12 protein-coding genes and 4 tRNA genes are annotated in these 14,297 nt (G+C 64.6%); 12 read left to right on the top strand and 4 right to left on the bottom strand.

The window, feature by feature from the left end:
- The first annotated feature begins 125 nt into the window (after positions 1 to 125).
- The 7 genes from clpX (at position 126) to OZ10_RS02845 (ending at position 7,117) form a co-directional block, all read left to right on the top strand.
- Entirely contained in the window at positions 126 to 1,412 is a 1,287-nt protein-coding gene (gene clpX / locus OZ10_RS02875; protein ID WP_003483788.1) for an ATP-dependent Clp protease ATP-binding subunit ClpX, read from the top strand.
- A 143-nt stretch (positions 1,413 to 1,555) separates the two neighbouring features.
- Positions 1,556 to 4,027, top strand: coding sequence for an endopeptidase La (gene lon, locus OZ10_RS02870; protein ID WP_039563904.1), 2,472 nt, complete (start codon positions 1,556 to 1,558; stop codon positions 4,025 to 4,027).
- A gap of 214 nt (positions 4,028 to 4,241) precedes the next feature.
- Complete coding sequence (locus tag OZ10_RS02865; RefSeq protein WP_002806049.1) at positions 4,242 to 4,514, top strand: HU family DNA-binding protein; 273 nt, start codon at positions 4,242 to 4,244, stop codon at positions 4,512 to 4,514.
- A gap of 11 nt (positions 4,515 to 4,525) precedes the next feature.
- A tRNA-Val gene (locus OZ10_RS02860) sits at positions 4,526 to 4,600 on the top strand.
- A 27-nt stretch (positions 4,601 to 4,627) separates the two neighbouring features.
- Positions 4,628 to 4,704, top strand: a tRNA-Asp gene (locus OZ10_RS02855).
- A 93-nt stretch (positions 4,705 to 4,797) separates the two neighbouring features.
- Positions 4,798 to 4,874: transfer RNA gene (locus OZ10_RS02850), tRNA-Asp, on the top strand.
- Positions 4,875 to 5,146: 272 nt separating this feature from the next.
- Positions 5,147 to 7,117, top strand: a complete 1,971-nt coding sequence (locus tag OZ10_RS02845) for a peptidyl-prolyl cis-trans isomerase (RefSeq protein ID WP_039563903.1) — start codon at positions 5,147 to 5,149, stop codon at positions 7,115 to 7,117.
- Between the two features lie 429 nt (positions 7,118 to 7,546).
- Here OZ10_RS02845 and OZ10_RS02840 read toward each other — a convergent pair whose 3' ends face one another.
- Positions 7,547 to 8,722 (bottom strand): lytic transglycosylase domain-containing protein, encoded by a 1,176-nt coding sequence (locus OZ10_RS02840; RefSeq protein ID WP_039404002.1) that lies wholly within the window; start codon positions 8,720 to 8,722, stop codon positions 7,547 to 7,549.
- Positions 8,719 to 9,486: a hydroxyacylglutathione hydrolase gene (gloB, locus tag OZ10_RS02835; protein ID WP_039404004.1), complete on the bottom strand. Its 768-nt coding sequence runs from the start codon at positions 9,484 to 9,486 to the stop codon at positions 8,719 to 8,721. The genes OZ10_RS02840 and gloB overlap by 4 nt, the downstream gene beginning before the upstream one ends.
- Before the next feature lie 12 nt (positions 9,487 to 9,498).
- Between gloB and OZ10_RS02830 the strand changes: the two genes are divergently transcribed.
- The 3 genes from OZ10_RS02830 to dnaQ are packed head-to-tail and all read left to right on the top strand — an operon-like array spanning position 9,499 to position 11,385.
- Positions 9,499 to 10,155, top strand: coding sequence for a hypothetical protein (locus OZ10_RS02830; protein ID WP_039404006.1), 657 nt, complete (start codon positions 9,499 to 9,501; stop codon positions 10,153 to 10,155).
- A 34-nt stretch (positions 10,156 to 10,189) separates the two neighbouring features.
- Entirely contained in the window at positions 10,190 to 10,642 is a 453-nt protein-coding gene (rnhA, locus tag OZ10_RS02825; RefSeq protein ID WP_039404008.1) for a ribonuclease HI, read from the top strand.
- 8 nt (positions 10,643 to 10,650) lie between these two features.
- Complete coding sequence (gene dnaQ / locus OZ10_RS02820; RefSeq protein ID WP_039404011.1) at positions 10,651 to 11,385, top strand: DNA polymerase III subunit epsilon; 735 nt, start codon at positions 10,651 to 10,653, stop codon at positions 11,383 to 11,385.
- A 131-nt stretch (positions 11,386 to 11,516) separates the two neighbouring features.
- On the opposite strand, the gene OZ10_RS02815 is transcribed toward dnaQ, so the two are convergent.
- Positions 11,517 to 12,221 (bottom strand): PP2C family protein-serine/threonine phosphatase, encoded by a 705-nt coding sequence (locus tag OZ10_RS02815; protein WP_039404013.1) that lies wholly within the window; start codon positions 12,219 to 12,221, stop codon positions 11,517 to 11,519.
- 195 nt (positions 12,222 to 12,416) lie between these two features.
- Here OZ10_RS02815 and OZ10_RS02810 point away from each other — a divergent pair.
- Positions 12,417 to 12,507, top strand: a tRNA-Ser gene (locus tag OZ10_RS02810).
- A 99-nt stretch (positions 12,508 to 12,606) separates the two neighbouring features.
- Positions 12,607 to 13,011: a DUF6165 family protein gene (locus tag OZ10_RS02805; RefSeq protein WP_039404016.1), complete on the top strand. Its 405-nt coding sequence runs from the start codon at positions 12,607 to 12,609 to the stop codon at positions 13,009 to 13,011.
- A 177-nt stretch (positions 13,012 to 13,188) separates the two neighbouring features.
- On the opposite strand, the gene OZ10_RS02800 is transcribed toward OZ10_RS02805, so the two are convergent.
- The gene (locus OZ10_RS02800) at positions 13,189 to 14,238 is read right to left on the bottom strand and encodes a glycosyltransferase family 9 protein (RefSeq protein ID WP_039404018.1); all 1,050 of its coding nucleotides are present in this window, start codon (positions 14,236 to 14,238) and stop codon (positions 13,189 to 13,191) included.
- Positions 14,239 to 14,297 lie beyond the last annotated feature (59 nt).

Here is a 14,297-nt window from a genome sequence, read left to right as displayed (position 1 = left end):
TCGCCAGGTCGCTGAAATTGCAGGAAAAACCGGCAGGGTCGGGTGGGGCGAATGTCCTCCCGACCCTGTGCTATTCTCGAAATCGAACCCCCGTGCATCGGGTGGGGTAACTGGGTAACAGAAGCATGAGCGAAGACCGCCAAGGTCGTTCCGGCGACAGCAACAAGATTCTCTACTGCTCGTTCTGCGGTAAGAGTCAGCATGAAGTCCGTAAGCTGATTGCCGGTCCCAGCGTGTTCATCTGCGATGAGTGCGTTGAGCTGTGCAACGACATCATCCGCGAAGAACTCGAAGAGAAGGCGCAGTCGGCACGTTCCAGCCTGCCCAAGCCGCGCGAGATCCTCGAAGTGCTGGATCAGTACGTGATCGGGCAGTTGCGCGCCAAGCGCACGCTCGCAGTGGCGGTGTACAACCACTACAAGCGCATCGAGAGCCGCAGCAAGAACGACGACGTCGAGCTGGCGAAGTCGAACATCCTGCTGGTCGGTCCGACCGGGTCGGGCAAGACGCTGCTGGCCGAGACGCTGGCACGCCTGCTCAATGTGCCGTTCACCATCGCCGATGCCACCACGCTGACCGAGGCCGGCTATGTCGGCGAGGACGTGGAAAACATCATCCAGAAGCTGCTGCAGAAGTGCGACTACGACGTCGAGAAGGCGCAGCAGGGCATCGTCTACATCGACGAAATCGACAAGATCTCGCGCAAGAGCGAGAACCCGTCGATCACCCGTGACGTGTCCGGCGAAGGCGTGCAGCAGGCGCTGCTGAAGCTGATCGAAGGCACGGTTGCCTCGGTGCCGCCGCAGGGTGGCCGCAAGCATCCGCAGCAGGAATTCCTGCAGGTCGACACCAAGAACATCCTGTTCATCTGCGGCGGCGCGTTCGCCGGCCTGGACAAGGTGATTCAACAGCGTTCCAACGACGCTGGCGGCATCGGCTTCGGTGCCAAGGTCAAGAGCAGCGAGCGCAAGCAGGAAGTCGGCAAGATCCTGGCCGAGGTCGAGCCGGAAGATCTGATCAAGTTCGGCCTGATTCCAGAATTCGTCGGCCGCCTGCCGGTGGTTGCAACGCTGGAGGAGCTGGACGAGCCGGCGCTGATCAAGATCCTGACCGAGCCGAAGAACGCCATCACCAAGCAGTTCAAGAAGCTGTTCGACATGGAAGGCGTGGAACTGGAGTTCCGCCCGGATGCCCTGTCCGCGATCGCCAAGAAGGCGCTCAAGCGCAAGACCGGTGCCCGTGGCCTGCGCACCATCGTCGAATCGGTCCTGCTGGACACGATGTACGAGCTGCCCTCGCAGGAAAATGTCAGCAAGGTGGTGGTGGACGAGTCGGTGATCGAGCACAAATCCGAGCCGTACCTGATCTACCAGGCGCAACCGGCTCCGGCCAAGGCCGCGTCCGGCGACTGAGTCCTGCGGCCGCGTTGCCCGGGCCTGGCCCCGCTCGCGGCTAAAGGCTTTCCGAGCGCTACTTGCAACACCTCGCCGATGGCCCCATAACGGGGCCATCGGCTTTTTTGTGCCTCTAAACCCCCATTCCTGCGGAGCGCCCCATGGCCCAGTCCCAATCAGAAGTTCTCGATCTGCCGGTGTTGCCGCTGCGCGACGTGGTGGTGTTTCCGCACATGGTGATCCCGCTGTTCGTCGGCCGTGACAAGTCGATGCGCGCGCTGGAAAAAGCCATGGAAGCGGACAAGCGCATCCTGCTGGTGGCGCAGAAGTCGGCCGAAACCGACGACCCGGCGGCCGGCGATCTGTATACCGTCGGCACCCTGGCGCAGGTGTTGCAGCTGCTCAAATTGCCCGACGGCACCATCAAGGTGCTGGTCGAGGGGCTGTCGCGCGTCACTGTTGACAAGGTCGTCGAACAGGACGGCGCACTGCAGGGCCAAGGCACCGAGGTCGAAGCCAGCGATGCCCGTGAGCCTCGCGAGGTGGAAGCGATCGCGCGCTCGCTGATGTCGTTGTTCGAGCAGTACGTCAAGACCAACCGCAAGCTGCCGCCAGAACTGCTGCAGACCCTGGCCGGCATCGACGAGCCGGGGCGCCTGGCCGACACCATTGCCGCGCATATCGGCGTGCGCCTGGCCGACAAGCAGCGCCTGCTGGAGATCACCGATATCGGTGAGCGCCTGGAGCTGTTGGTTGGCCTGGTGGACGGCGAAATCGACGTGCAGCAGCTGGAAAAGCGCATTCGCGGCCGCGTCAAGTCGCAGATGGAAAAGAGCCAGCGCGAGTACTATCTCAACGAGCAGATGAAGGCGATCCAGAAGGAACTGGGCGACCTGGACGACGCGCCGGGCGAGCTGGAAGAGCTGGCCCGCAAGATCGCCGAGGCGGGCATGCCCAAGCCGGTCGAGACCAAGGCCAAGGCCGAGCTCAACAAGCTCAAGCAGATGTCGCCCATGTCCGCCGAAGCGGCGGTGGTGCGCAACTACCTGGACTGGCTGCTGGGCGTGCCGTGGAAGAAGCGCACCAAGGTGCGCAAGGACCTCAAGGTGGCCGAAGACACGCTGGACGCCGACCACTATGGTCTGGACAAGGTCAAGGAGCGCATCCTTGAATACCTGGCAGTGCAGTCGCGCGTGAAGCAGATGAAGGGGCCGATCCTGTGCCTGGTCGGGCCGCCGGGTGTGGGCAAGACCTCGCTCGGCCAATCGATCGCCAAGGCGACCAACCGCAAGTTCGTGCGCATGAGCCTGGGCGGCATCCGCGACGAGGCCGAGATCCGCGGCCATCGCCGGACCTACGTCGGCTCTATGCCGGGCCGTTTGGTGCAGAACCTCAACAAGGTCGGCAGCAAGAACCCGCTGTTCCTGCTGGACGAGATCGACAAGATGTCGATGGACTTCCGTGGCGATCCGTCGTCGGCATTGCTGGAAGTGCTGGATCCGGAGCAGAACAATTCCTTCAACGACCATTATCTGGAAGTGGATCTGGATCTGTCGGAGGTGATGTTCGTCGCCACCTCCAACTCGCTCAATATCCCGGGCCCGCTGCTGGACCGTATGGAAGTGATCCGCATCCCCGGCTACACCGAGGATGAAAAGCTCAATATCGCCATGCGGTATCTGGTGCCCAAGCAGATTAAGGCCAACGGTTTGAAGCCGGAAGAGATCGAGATCGGTGGCGATGCGATCCAGGATGTCGTGCGCTATTACACGCGTGAGTCGGGCGTGCGTAACCTTGAGCGGGAAATCGCCAAGATCTGCCGCAAGGTGGTCAAGGAAATCTCGCTGGCCGGCCCGCAGCCGGCGGGCAAGAAAGCCGTGGCCAAGAAGGGCAAGCCAAAGGCGCTGGTAACGGTTGGCTCGAAGAATCTCGACAAGTATCTGGGTGTGCGTCGTTTCGACTTCGGTCGCGCGGAAGAAGAAAACGAGATCGGCCTGGTGACCGGTCTGGCATGGACCGAAGTCGGCGGCGAGTTGCTGCAGGTCGAATCCACGCTGGTGCCGGGCAAGGGCAACCTGATCCTCACCGGTCAGCTTGGCAACGTCATGAAGGAATCGGCATCGGCTGCGTTGTCGGTGGTACGTTCGCGCGCCGAACGGCTGGGCATCGATGTGGATTTCCTGCAGAAGCAGGACGTGCACGTGCACGTGCCTGACGGCGCCACCCCCAAGGATGGCCCAAGCGCGGGCATTGCGATGGTGACTTCGCTGGTGTCGATCCTGACCAAGGTGCCGATCCGTGCCGATGTGGCGATGACCGGCGAGATCACCCTGCGTGGCCGCGTCTCGGCGATCGGCGGGTTGAAGGAGAAGTTGCTGGCGGCATTGCGTGGCGGTATCCGCACGGTGTTGATCCCGGACGAGAATCGCAAGGATCTTGCCGACATCCCGGCGAACGTCACCCGCGATCTCAAAATCGTGCCGGTGAAGTGGATCGACGAAGTGCTGGACCTGGCGTTGGAGCGCCCGCTGGCACCGAAAAAGGCCGGCAAGGAAAAGGCGCGCAAGACTGCATCGCGCGTTGCCGTCCGCGGTAAGTCGCGCACCACTCCCGGCACGCGCGTCAAGCACTAACGCGCGCTGTCTAGGACATCCCGAAACAAGCCAAAACCCGCGTCGTTATTGGGTTTTGGCTTGCGTGCTGTTGGGGGCGCTGGTATAAATGCACGACTCGTGGGCGCGGCAAAATGTGATGCGTCACGCGATACCACTTGTGTCGGGTTCTTCGCTAACGGCAAGAGCGCCGATTGTCGATTCCGCGGCATCTGCCGCAAAGGGAGTTTCAAGAATGAATAAAACCGAATTGATCGATGGCGTTGCCGCTGCCGCTGACATCTCCAAGGCTGAAGCTGGCCGTGCTGTCGACGCGGTTGTGAGCGAAATCACCAAGGCGCTGAAGAAGGGCGACGCCGTCACCCTCGTTGGCTTCGGCACCTTCCAGGTCCGCGAGCGCGCTGAGCGTACCGGCCGCAATCCGAAGACGGGCGACAGCATCAAGATCGCCGCTTCGAAGAATCCTGCATTCAAGGCTGGCAAAGCCCTGAAGGATGCAGTAAACTAATCGACTCGCTAGGGTGCTTAGCTCAGCGGTAGAGCGTCTCCCTTACACGGAGAGGGTCGGGGGTTCGAAACCCTCAGCACCCACCACTAAGCACCAAGCAAAGTTTCAAGCGCGGAGCGGTAGTTCAGCTGGTTAGAATGCTGGCCTGTCACGCCGGAGGTCGCGGGTTCGAGTCCCGTCCGCTCCGCCAGTTACACCGAAGCCCCTGAGCGATTGGGGGCTTCGTTTTCTCCACAACATTCGCGCTGCGAATGCGGCGGGGGAAGATGTCCAAGTTTAAAGCGGAGCGGTAGTTCAGCTGGTTAGAATGCTGGCCTGTCACGCCGGAGGTCGCGGGTTCGAGTCCCGTCCGCTCCGCCAGTTGTACCCGAGCCCTCGGCCTTGTGCCGGGGGCTTTTTTTTGGCGTTTGTCGTGCGGTGAGTTTGGCGGTTGCAGCGCTGCAGACAGATGACCTGGGCATGGCGGAGTGGGTTCCATGTCTACCCTTCTCTTCCACCACGAGCAGGGCGCCGCGGCTTCTGCGCCGGGATCCAGTTTATGCATCGCCGCGCTGCGGCAGCGGGCGTCGGGCTGGGTGCTTGGCGTCAGGCGGGTTACACTGCGCGGCTCGCCCACAGGCCGTGATTTGCCAATGCTGCAGAAACTTCGCGACAAGACGTCAGGCTGGATCGCTACCGCCATCCTGGGGTTGCTGATGATTCCGTTCCTGTTCGTCATCGACAACAGCTACCTGGGCGGCATTGGCGCCAACAACGTGGCCAAGGTGCAGGCGCCACCGACGTGGTGGAAATCGGCACCGTCATGGTGGCCGGTCTCGCTGCTGTGGCAGCACCATGAAATCAGCACGCAAGATTTCCGTGCACGCTTCGAGCAGGCGCGCATGCAGGAACGTCAGCGCCAGGGCGAGAATTTCGACCCGCGCACGTTCGAATCCCGCGAGAACAAGCTGCAGGTACTCGACCAGCTGGTCGACGAACAAGTGGTCCGTCTGAGCGCCGAAGATGCCGGCATCGTGATCGGCGATGCGACGGTGCGCGACTACATCACCAACATCCAGGCGTTCCAGGTCGACGGCAAGTTCAGCCCCGACCAGTATCGCGCCGCGCTGGCACAGAGCACGCCGCCGCGCACGCCTGCGCAGTTCGACGCGCTGGTACGCGACAGCCTGCAGCAGTCGGTGATCCCGCAGGCCGTGGCCGAATCGGGGTTTGCAACCAAGGCCGAGTTCGAGCGCCTGCTCAAGCTGATGGGCGAAACGCGCGATGTGGAGTTGGCAATGCTGCCGGCGCCGGCGGCCGATACCGCCCCCGTCAGCGATGCGCAGATCAAGCAGTGGTACGACACGCATGCGCAGGACTTCCGTCAGCCCGAGACGGTGACCATCGAATATGTGGAGCTCAATGCCGCCACGATGCCGCCTGCCACGGCAGCCGACGAGGCGACGTTGCGCAAGCGCTATGAGGAAGAGAAGGCGCGCTTCGTCGAGCCGGATCAGCGTCTGGCGTCGCATATCCTGATTAGTGCCGGCAGCGATGCTGCCGCGCAAAAGGCGGCCGAGGCGAAGGCGGCAAAGCTTGCAGCGGAAGCCAAGCAGCCAGGCGCCGATTTTGCGGCACTGGCCAAGGCCAACTCGCAGGACCCCGGTTCCAAGGCTGCCGGTGGCGACCTGGGTTGGGTCGAGAAGGGCACCATGGTCAAGCCATTCGAAGACGCACTGTTTTCGATGAAGGCGGGCGACGTGGTCGGGCCGGTCAAGAGCGAGTTCGGTTATCACGTGATCCAGTTGCGTGAGGTCAAGGGCGGCCAGGGCAAGTCGTTCGAGCAGGTGCGTGACCAGCTTGCCGCCGAGCAGCTCAAGGCAGATGCCGACAAGGCATTTGCAGACGTGAGCGGCAAGTTGGTGGATCAGGTCTATAAAAATCCCACTGCGCTGGAGCCTGCGGCCAAGCAGGTCGGCCTGCCGGTGCAGACGCTGGGCCCGTTCTCGCGGAACACGGCCAGCGGCATTGCCGCCAACCCGGCGGTGCTGCGTTCGGCGTTTTCCGAAACGCTGGTGCAGGACGGGACGGTGAGTGACCCGATCACCATCGCGCCCAACCACAGCGTGGTGCTGCGTGTGACCAATCACACCGCCGAACAGGCGTTGCCGATGGACAAGGTGCGAGACAAGGTGATTGCCGCGGTCCACGCCGATCGCACTGAAAAAGCGGCTGCTGCTGCGGCCGATGCGCTGCTGGCGCGCGTGCAGAAGGGCGAGACCCTGCAGGCACTGGCTGCAAGCGAGAAGCTGCAAGTGCAGCCGATTCCGGGGTTGCCGCGTACCGCGCCGATTCCGACGCCGGCTGCAAACCGCGCAATCTTCAGTGCCCCGCGTCCGACTGCAGGCAAGCCATCGGCAGGAAAGGTGGAGCTCGATGGCGGTCGTTTCGCGGTCTTCGTCATCAGCAAGGCGACGCCGGGCGACCTCAAGCAGATGCCGGCCGAACAGCAGACGATGCTGCGCGAGCAGCTGAGCCAGATCGATGGCAACAACGCCGCGCAGGCCTATGTCAAAGAAATGCGCAAGCGGTACAAGATCCAGATCGAAGAAGCGCAGCTGTAAGGTTGCGCTGTCGGATGGTGTCAGGAACGAGCCCGGGTAACCGGGCTTTTTCTTTGCTTGTCACTGGGCCCCGAACAGTCCGAAGGTGCGGTGGTGTCTTCGCCTGTGCCAGCGTTTGGCGCATGCAGGACCTGCTGCCTGGATTCGGAAAGACGCTTCCAGGCAAGGCAGTTCGGTGGCAATGGCGCGCATGGCCCGCGCTCGGGCGGCGTTGCAAGCTATCCAGTGCAGGATTGCCGGGCACGAGCGGCCGGCCGGGTCGTTACGCACTGCGCGTAGTGTTGTGGTGGTAGCGGCCGTAGCCGCGAGGGGCCGTTCCCGGTAACGCCCCCTCGCGGCCAGGGCCGCTCCTGCGAGAGCGCGATGGCTATGGCGGTTGGGACTTCGGCACTCGGCACCGGAACAGTGGGGGCGCCGACCGGTGCGCCCTCAGGGCGCGTCGTTGAACGACAGCACCATGCCCGGCTTCAGTACCGCGCGCTTGTCCAGGCCATTGCTGGCAAGCAGGGTGGCCACGGTGATGCCGTAGCGGCGGGCAATGGCCCAGGCAGATTCGCCGTTGCGAACCGTGTGGGTCCGGGCGGGCGCGCCGGACGCCTTGGCTATCGCAGCACTGTTGGTGGCGGCGGCGCCGTCATCCGTGGCCATCATCGGAGTCGTCGAGGCGACGACGGCACCGCTGGAACCGGGCTGCGCGGGCGCTGCCGGAGCCAGGACATGGACGCCCCTGGGGGCCGCGCGCGCACCTGCCAAGGCAGGGTTCAGGCGGGCCAGCAGTTGCGGCTCGATGGCACGCTGCCCGGCCCAGGTGTTGAGGCTGGTGCCGGCGGGGAGTGCGTGCTCGGTCAGTACGGGCACCTGGCGGTCCAGCGAGGTCAGTAACGTGCCCTGTTGTTGCGCGTGGTCCAGGACACAGGCCAGTGCATGCAATTTTTCGACGTAGTCGTAGGTGACCTTGGACATGCCGGGCAGTTGCGACGGGCTGGCATTCTGGGCATTCACCCCGGCGCTGCGCATTGCCTGCAGCACGCGGTACTCGCCGGCGTTGTACGCCATCAGCGCCAGTCGCCAGTCGCCACCGAACATACCGTACAAGGTCTTGAGATAGCGCACCGCCGCAGTGGTGGAATCCACCGCCGACAGTCGGCCATCGTATTGCGCGCCCACCGGTACATGGTGGTTACGTGCAGTGGTGGCGACAAACTGCCACAGGCCCGCAGGGCCGCTGCCGTTACGTGCACCGGGGCGATAGCCGCTCTCGACGAAGGGAATCAGCGCGAATTCCGTCGGCATGTCTGCGGCGCGCAATTCATCGACGACATAACCGAACAGCGGCAGGACATCCTGCGCATCGTCGGCCAGGCGGGCCGGGGCGCGTGAGAAGTGCTGCTCCCAGCGCGTGTCGCTGTGTTCGCTGTCGCAGCCGGGATCGGCGCGGCCGTCCAGAAATGCCGAAAAGATCTCCCGCCCGTTACGCATGCTGGGGGCGGTGGGCGATGCGGTGGGGCCGTCTGCGGGTTTCAGGCGGGCTGCGTCGTTGGACGAGGCCGCTGCCGGTGCAGTGGCCGCAAACGCGGCCAGCACTGCCAACACCAACCGCCTCATGCGCGAAATTCGTCTTTCCAGCGCCGAAGTTCGGCGAATACGTCTACTTCGGAGGATACCGCTGCAGTCGCGCGCGTTGTGACTGCGGCGCGGATCTCGGGGCGGTTGGTACGTAAGAACGGATTGGTGGCCAGTTCACTCTTGAGCGAAATCGGCAGGGTAGGACGGGCTGCATGACGCATGGCCTGGGCTTCCTGTTGACGGCGCTGCAAGGCAGCGTTGGTGGGATCGACGTGCAGCGCAAAGGCCGCGTTGGCCAGGGTGTATTCGTGGCCACAACACACAAGCGTATCGCCAGGCAGGGAGGCCAGGCGCTGCAACGAGTCGAACATCTGGGGAGCGGTACCTTCGAATATCCGCCCACAGCCTAGGCTGAACAGGGTATCACCGCTGAACAGGTGGGTGTCCGTCACGAACGCGATATGGGTGCGGGTGTGGCCGGGAACGTCCAGCACCTCCAATGCCGTCCCCAATAGCGTCAGGCGCTCGCCCTGACCGACCGGATGCGCGTCGCCGGGAATGCGCTCGTCGTCAGGCCCGAACACCTCCAGGTCCGGCCAGCGCTGCTGAAGCGTGGTTACGCCGCCGACATGATCGGCGTGATGGTGGGTCAACAGGATGGCCGTGGGCACCACGCCATCGTGCTGTGCGGCAGCAATGACCGGCTCGGCCTGCCCGGGATCGACAATGACGGCGCGGCCATCCGCGGCGACAAGCGCCCAGATGTAATTGTCATCGAATGCGGGCAGGGCGATCAGTCGCATAGAATCGGGACCATGCCTGCCACGTCATTCTCCCGTCAAGCTGGTGTCTCATCCTGGTTTGATACGGGGGCGGGGCGCGGCCTGCTCCAGTCCGAGCGTCGCCTGGCACTGGAGGCGCTGCAGACGCGTCCCTCCCAGCCGTGGTTGTGGCTGACGCCGACCAAGGATCTGCCACCACGCGAGTCGCTGGATGGGCGCGGGCTGCGCCTGTTCCGCAGTGCGGGGCGGTTCGCCGGCGATGCACGCTGCACCATGCCGTTCCCGCTGCCAACCGAAAGCCTGCAGGCCATCGTGGTGCAACATGCCGTGGTTGGCGGTGCGGCGGATTTCCTGAGCGAGTGCGAGCGGCTGTTGATGCCGGGTGGCCGGCTGTGGCTGTTTACGCTCAACCCGCTGAGCCCCTACCGGTTTCATTGGGCGCGTCGCGGCCCGGTGGCCTTGCGGCCGGATCGCTGGCGGCTGCTGGCGCAGCGCGCCGGCCTGCATTGCGTGGAAACAGAGCGCTACCTGGGGCCGATCTGGCGTGTCGGGCGCGGCTCCTCCGATCCTGGCCGCGCTCCGTGGCGCGCGGTGTATTTACTTGAAGTGGAAAAGCGCGCCTCGGCACCGATCGCGCCCACACCGATTGCGCTGCCGTCGCGTTGGCCGCAACCGGTGGCCACGATCTGACTGACCTTTGCCTCATTGCAACTCTTGGAACCTGATGAAATCAATTGAAGTGCATACCGACGGCTCCTGCCTCGGCAACCCCGGGCCGGGTGGCTGGGCAGCGCTGCTGCGTTACAACGGCCGCGAAAAGGAACTGGCCGGCGGCGAAGCGGTGTCCACCAACAATCGGATGGAGCTGATGGCGGCGATCATGGCCCTGGAAACGTTGACCGAGCCATGCCAGATCGTGCTGCATACCGATTCGCAATACGTGCGCCAGGGCATTACCGAATGGATGTCCGGCTGGGTGCGCCGCGGATGGAAAACTGCCGGCGGCGATCCGGTCAAGAACCGCGAGTTGTGGGAGCGGCTGCACGCGGCAACCCATCGCCATCGCATCGATTGGCGCTGGGTGAAGGGGCACAATGGCGACCCGGACAACGAGCGCGTCGACGTGCTCGCCCGCAACCAGGCCATCGCCCAGCGCGGTGGCGCTGCAACTGCGTAAGAGGATTCATGCGTCAGATCATTCTCGATACAGAAACCACTGGCCTGGAATGGCGCAAGGGCAACCGCGTCGTCGAAATCGGTGCGGTGGAGCTGCTGGAGCGACGGCCCAGCGGCAACAATTTCCATCGCTATCTGAAGCCGGACTGCGACTTCGAGCCCGGGGCACAGGAAGTGACCGGGCTTACCCTGGAATTCCTGGCCGACAAGCCGCTCTTCAGCGATGTGGTGGAGGAATTTCTTGCCTACATCGACGGTGCGGAGCTGATCATCCACAACGCCGCATTCGACCTGGGCTTTCTGGATAACGAGCTCTCGCTGCTGGGTAGCGGCTATGGCCGCATCACCGATCGTGCCAGCGTGACCGATACCTTGATGATGGCGCGCGAGCGTTACCCGGGGCAGCGCAACTCACTGGATGCCTTGTGCAAGCGCCTGGGCGTGGACAACTCGCATCGCCAGCTGCACGGCGCCCTGCTCGATGCGCAGATCCTGGCCGATGTCTACATCGCGCTGACCTCCGGGCAGGAAGAGATCGGCTTTGCCAGCGACGATGCCGGCCAACGCTCCGAGGACGGCAGCGGCATGATCACCTTCGACCCGGCCTTGTTGTTGCCGCGGCCGCGGGTCGTGGTCACCGCGTCGGAAACGCAGGCGCACGAGGCGCGGCTGGCGCAGTTGCGCAAGAAAGCCGGTCGTGCACTGTGGGATGCGCCGGTTGAGGAGGTTGCTGCGGCAGGCTAGGACGGCTGCGCCGGGGGCGTCTGCCGTCACGCGCTCGTGGCATACACCATGACGGGCCTGTGCCGGGTGCAGCACGGCGCTGTGTTAGGCGATCCGCGCCGACGTCCGAGGCCGACGGCGCGCAGCCTTGCTCAGTAGCTGCGCACCAGGATGGCGGTGATGTTGTCCGAGCCGCCGCCATCCAGTGCCGCGGCCACCAGGCATTCCACGCACTCCTGCGCGCTGCAGTCGGCCTGCGACAGGGTTGCGGCGATGGCGGCATCGTCCACTTCCTCGGTCAGGCCGTCGCTGCACAGCAGTAGCTGCATGCCGGATTTGAGTTCGCCCTGCATGGTGGCAACGTTGAGGTGCGCCGGGTCGGTGACGCCCAGCGCCTGGGTCACCACATTGCGATGCGGATGCGCGCGCGCCTGCTCGCTGGTCAACGTGCCCTGGGCGATGAGTTCCTGCACATAACTGTGGTCCTGGCTCAACTGCGCCAGCCGGCCGTCGCGCCACAGATACGCGCGGCTGTCGCCGACCCAGGCCACTTCGAAGCGCTGGCCCAGCACGCGTGCGGCGACCACGGTGGTGCCCATCGGCAACGTGTCGTTGCAGCGCCGCGAGGTCTTGATGATTTCTTCGTCGGCGATGCGCACGGCCTGGGCGAGCGGGGTGCCGGCGCGGACTTCGCGCACGATGGTCTCGCGCGCCAGGGCACTGGCCACCTCGCCGCAGGCGTGACCGCCCATGCCGTCGGCCACCAGCCACAGCCCCAGCTCGCTGTCGCCGTAATAGGTGTCCTCGTTGAGGTCACGGCGCAGGCCGACGTGGGTGAGGTGTCCGAATTCGAGCATGGGGCCAGTCGCCAGGGAGAAGATGCGCCACCATCATCGCGGCCGGGACGGCCAGCAGCAACCGAGCCATTGCCGGTGCCGCAGCGCCGGTTCACGCCGGGCCGGCAGGCGGTGACGCCAACGCTGGCCCAGGCCGCTTGTGGCCCGGCGCGTGTGCCCGTATGATGCACGGCCCCAGGACACTGGGGACCATCTGGAGAGGTGGCAGAGCGGTTGAATGTACCTGACTCGAAATCAGGCAGGCGTTTATAGCGCCTCGGGGGTTCGAATCCCCCCCTCTCCGCCAGATTCGCATCAGCCCCCGCAAGGGGGCTTTTGTTTATGCGTCGCAGCCGGCTGTGGCTGCGATGACTACAATCCGCTCGATCCCCGTTGGAGGCCTGTCATGTCCGAGATCCTGGTGCCCGTGTCCTTTGGTGAGCTGCTCGACAAGATTGCGATCCTGCAGATCAAGTCCGAGCGCATGAGCGATGCGGCCAAGCTGGCGAATGTGCGCAACGAGTTGTCCGCGCTGGAAAACAGCTGGATGGCGCATCCGGCCGCCGGCCACGACATCGTGCGTCTGCGCGCCGAGCTCAAAGCCGTCAACGAGCGGCTGTGGGTGATCGAGGACGACATCCGGCTCAAGGAACAGGCGCAGACCTTCGACGACGGCTTCGTGCAGCTGGCACGCAGCGTGTACATCGAAAACGACGAGCGTGCGCGGATCAAGAAGCAGATCAATCTGGCGCTGGGCTCGTCGTATGTGGAAGAGAAGTCCTATCAGGATTACCGCGCGACCGGCGCCTGAGGCAGTGATCGGGTGATCGCGCTGGCGTACGTCAGTGGGGCCGCAGGGCCGGCGGTGCGTGTCCCGGCGGCTGGCGATCAGGGCGTTGCCCATTGCCTCGCGGGGCGATGAGGTCGCTGCGTCGCATTTGCGCACCGCGCAACACGCCGGTTCGCGCGTGCCTGCAGCGGCCAACGCTCAGCGCGGATGATCGGCGCGATAGCGTTCGAATGCGGCAATCGCGTCGTCGACGGTAATCAGCGACATCACCTCGTCGAACTCGATCTTAGTGCCCCAGCTGAGCTGCTCGGCCGGTTTGCCCAGGTATTTGCGCGCGGCCGCGTCGTAGCGGTCCACGCAATAGCGCACATCCGAGTAAGGCCCGCTACGTCTGGGGTTGCTGGCCGCGTGCAGGCCAAGCACCTTGGTGCCCATCGCGTTGGCGATGTGCATCGGCCCCGAATCGGGGGTGACCACCAGGTCTGCGCGGGCAAGCAGCGCGGGGAGCTGCTTGAGCGTGTCCTTGCCGACCAGGTCCAGTACCGGCGCGCGCGTGGCGGCGACGATGGCGTCGGCCGTGCTGCGTTCCAGTGCGCTGCGGCCGCCGCACAGCACGATGCGCCAACCTTGCGCCGCCGCGTGATCGGCCAGCGCCGCGTGGCGCTCCGGGTACCAGTTACGACGCACATGGCTGGAGCAGGGCGAAATCATCAGCACCGGGCAGCCGTCGCCCTCCCACTGCGCGCGTGCCCAGGCGTGCGCCTCGGCGGGCACCGGCAGGTCCCAGCGAACCTGCGTCTGGCGCAGGCCCAGCGGCTCGGCGAAGCTGCCGATGGCATCGAGTACGTGGATGCCCGGGCGGTCGGGGATGCGCTCGTTGACGAATAGCCCGTGCAGATCCTTGGAGCGGCTGCGGTCGTAACCGATACGCCGGCGCGCCGGCACGAACGCCGACAACACGTTGGCGCGAAAGGCCACCTGCATTTGCAGCAAGGCGTCGAAGCGCCCCGGCGGCGCCAGCGACCGGCGTAATGCGCGCATGCCGGCCACGCCGCTGCGTTTGTCGTAGGCATGGAACTGCACGCCGGGAAGGCCGTCGAGCAGCTTGAGGCCCGCCTGGTCGATGATCCAGTGCAGCTGCGTCTGCGGGAAACCGGCTTGCAGCGTGCGCACCAGCGGCACCACATGGGTGACATCGCCCAGGGCGGACAAGCGCAGCAGACACAGCGATGCAGGCGTTACAGCCATGGTGTTGTTAGACTCGATAGATGGTTTCTTTCGACGCCACCGAAGCGCTGACGCCGTAC

The organism is Xanthomonas cannabis pv. cannabis, assembly GCF_000802365.1.
Lineage (GTDB): Bacteria > Pseudomonadota > Gammaproteobacteria > Xanthomonadales > Xanthomonadaceae > Xanthomonas > Xanthomonas cannabis.
This window is presented reverse-complemented; position numbering and strand designations above follow the sequence as displayed.

What these genes read in the sequence shown, in the direction of transcription:
- dnaQ (WP_039404011.1), top strand. Translation starts at nt 10,651, where the DNA reads ATGCGTCAGATCATTCTCGATACAGAAACCACTGGCCTGGAATGGCGC.
- OZ10_RS02815 (WP_039404013.1), bottom strand. Translation starts at nt 12,221, where the DNA reads ATGCTCGAATTCGGACACCTCACCCACGTCGGCCTGCGCCGTGACCTC.
- OZ10_RS02805 (WP_039404016.1), top strand. Translation starts at nt 12,607, where the DNA reads ATGTCCGAGATCCTGGTGCCCGTGTCCTTTGGTGAGCTGCTCGACAAG.
- OZ10_RS02865 (WP_002806049.1), top strand. Translation starts at nt 4,242, where the DNA reads ATGAATAAAACCGAATTGATCGATGGCGTTGCCGCTGCCGCTGACATC.
- OZ10_RS02840 (WP_039404002.1), bottom strand. Translation starts at nt 8,722, where the DNA reads ATGAGGCGGTTGGTGTTGGCAGTGCTGGCCGCGTTTGCGGCCACTGCA.
- OZ10_RS02800 (WP_039404018.1), bottom strand. Translation starts at nt 14,238, where the DNA reads ATGGCTGTAACGCCTGCATCGCTGTGTCTGCTGCGCTTGTCCGCCCTG.
- OZ10_RS02830 (WP_039404006.1), top strand. Translation starts at nt 9,499, where the DNA reads ATGCCTGCCACGTCATTCTCCCGTCAAGCTGGTGTCTCATCCTGGTTT.
- OZ10_RS02845 (WP_039563903.1), top strand. Translation starts at nt 5,147, where the DNA reads ATGCTGCAGAAACTTCGCGACAAGACGTCAGGCTGGATCGCTACCGCC.
- lon (WP_039563904.1), top strand. Translation starts at nt 1,556, where the DNA reads ATGGCCCAGTCCCAATCAGAAGTTCTCGATCTGCCGGTGTTGCCGCTG.
- clpX (WP_003483788.1), top strand. Translation starts at nt 126, where the DNA reads ATGAGCGAAGACCGCCAAGGTCGTTCCGGCGACAGCAACAAGATTCTC.
- gloB (WP_039404004.1), bottom strand. Translation starts at nt 9,486, where the DNA reads ATGCGACTGATCGCCCTGCCCGCATTCGATGACAATTACATCTGGGCG.
- rnhA (WP_039404008.1), top strand. Translation starts at nt 10,190, where the DNA reads ATGAAATCAATTGAAGTGCATACCGACGGCTCCTGCCTCGGCAACCCC.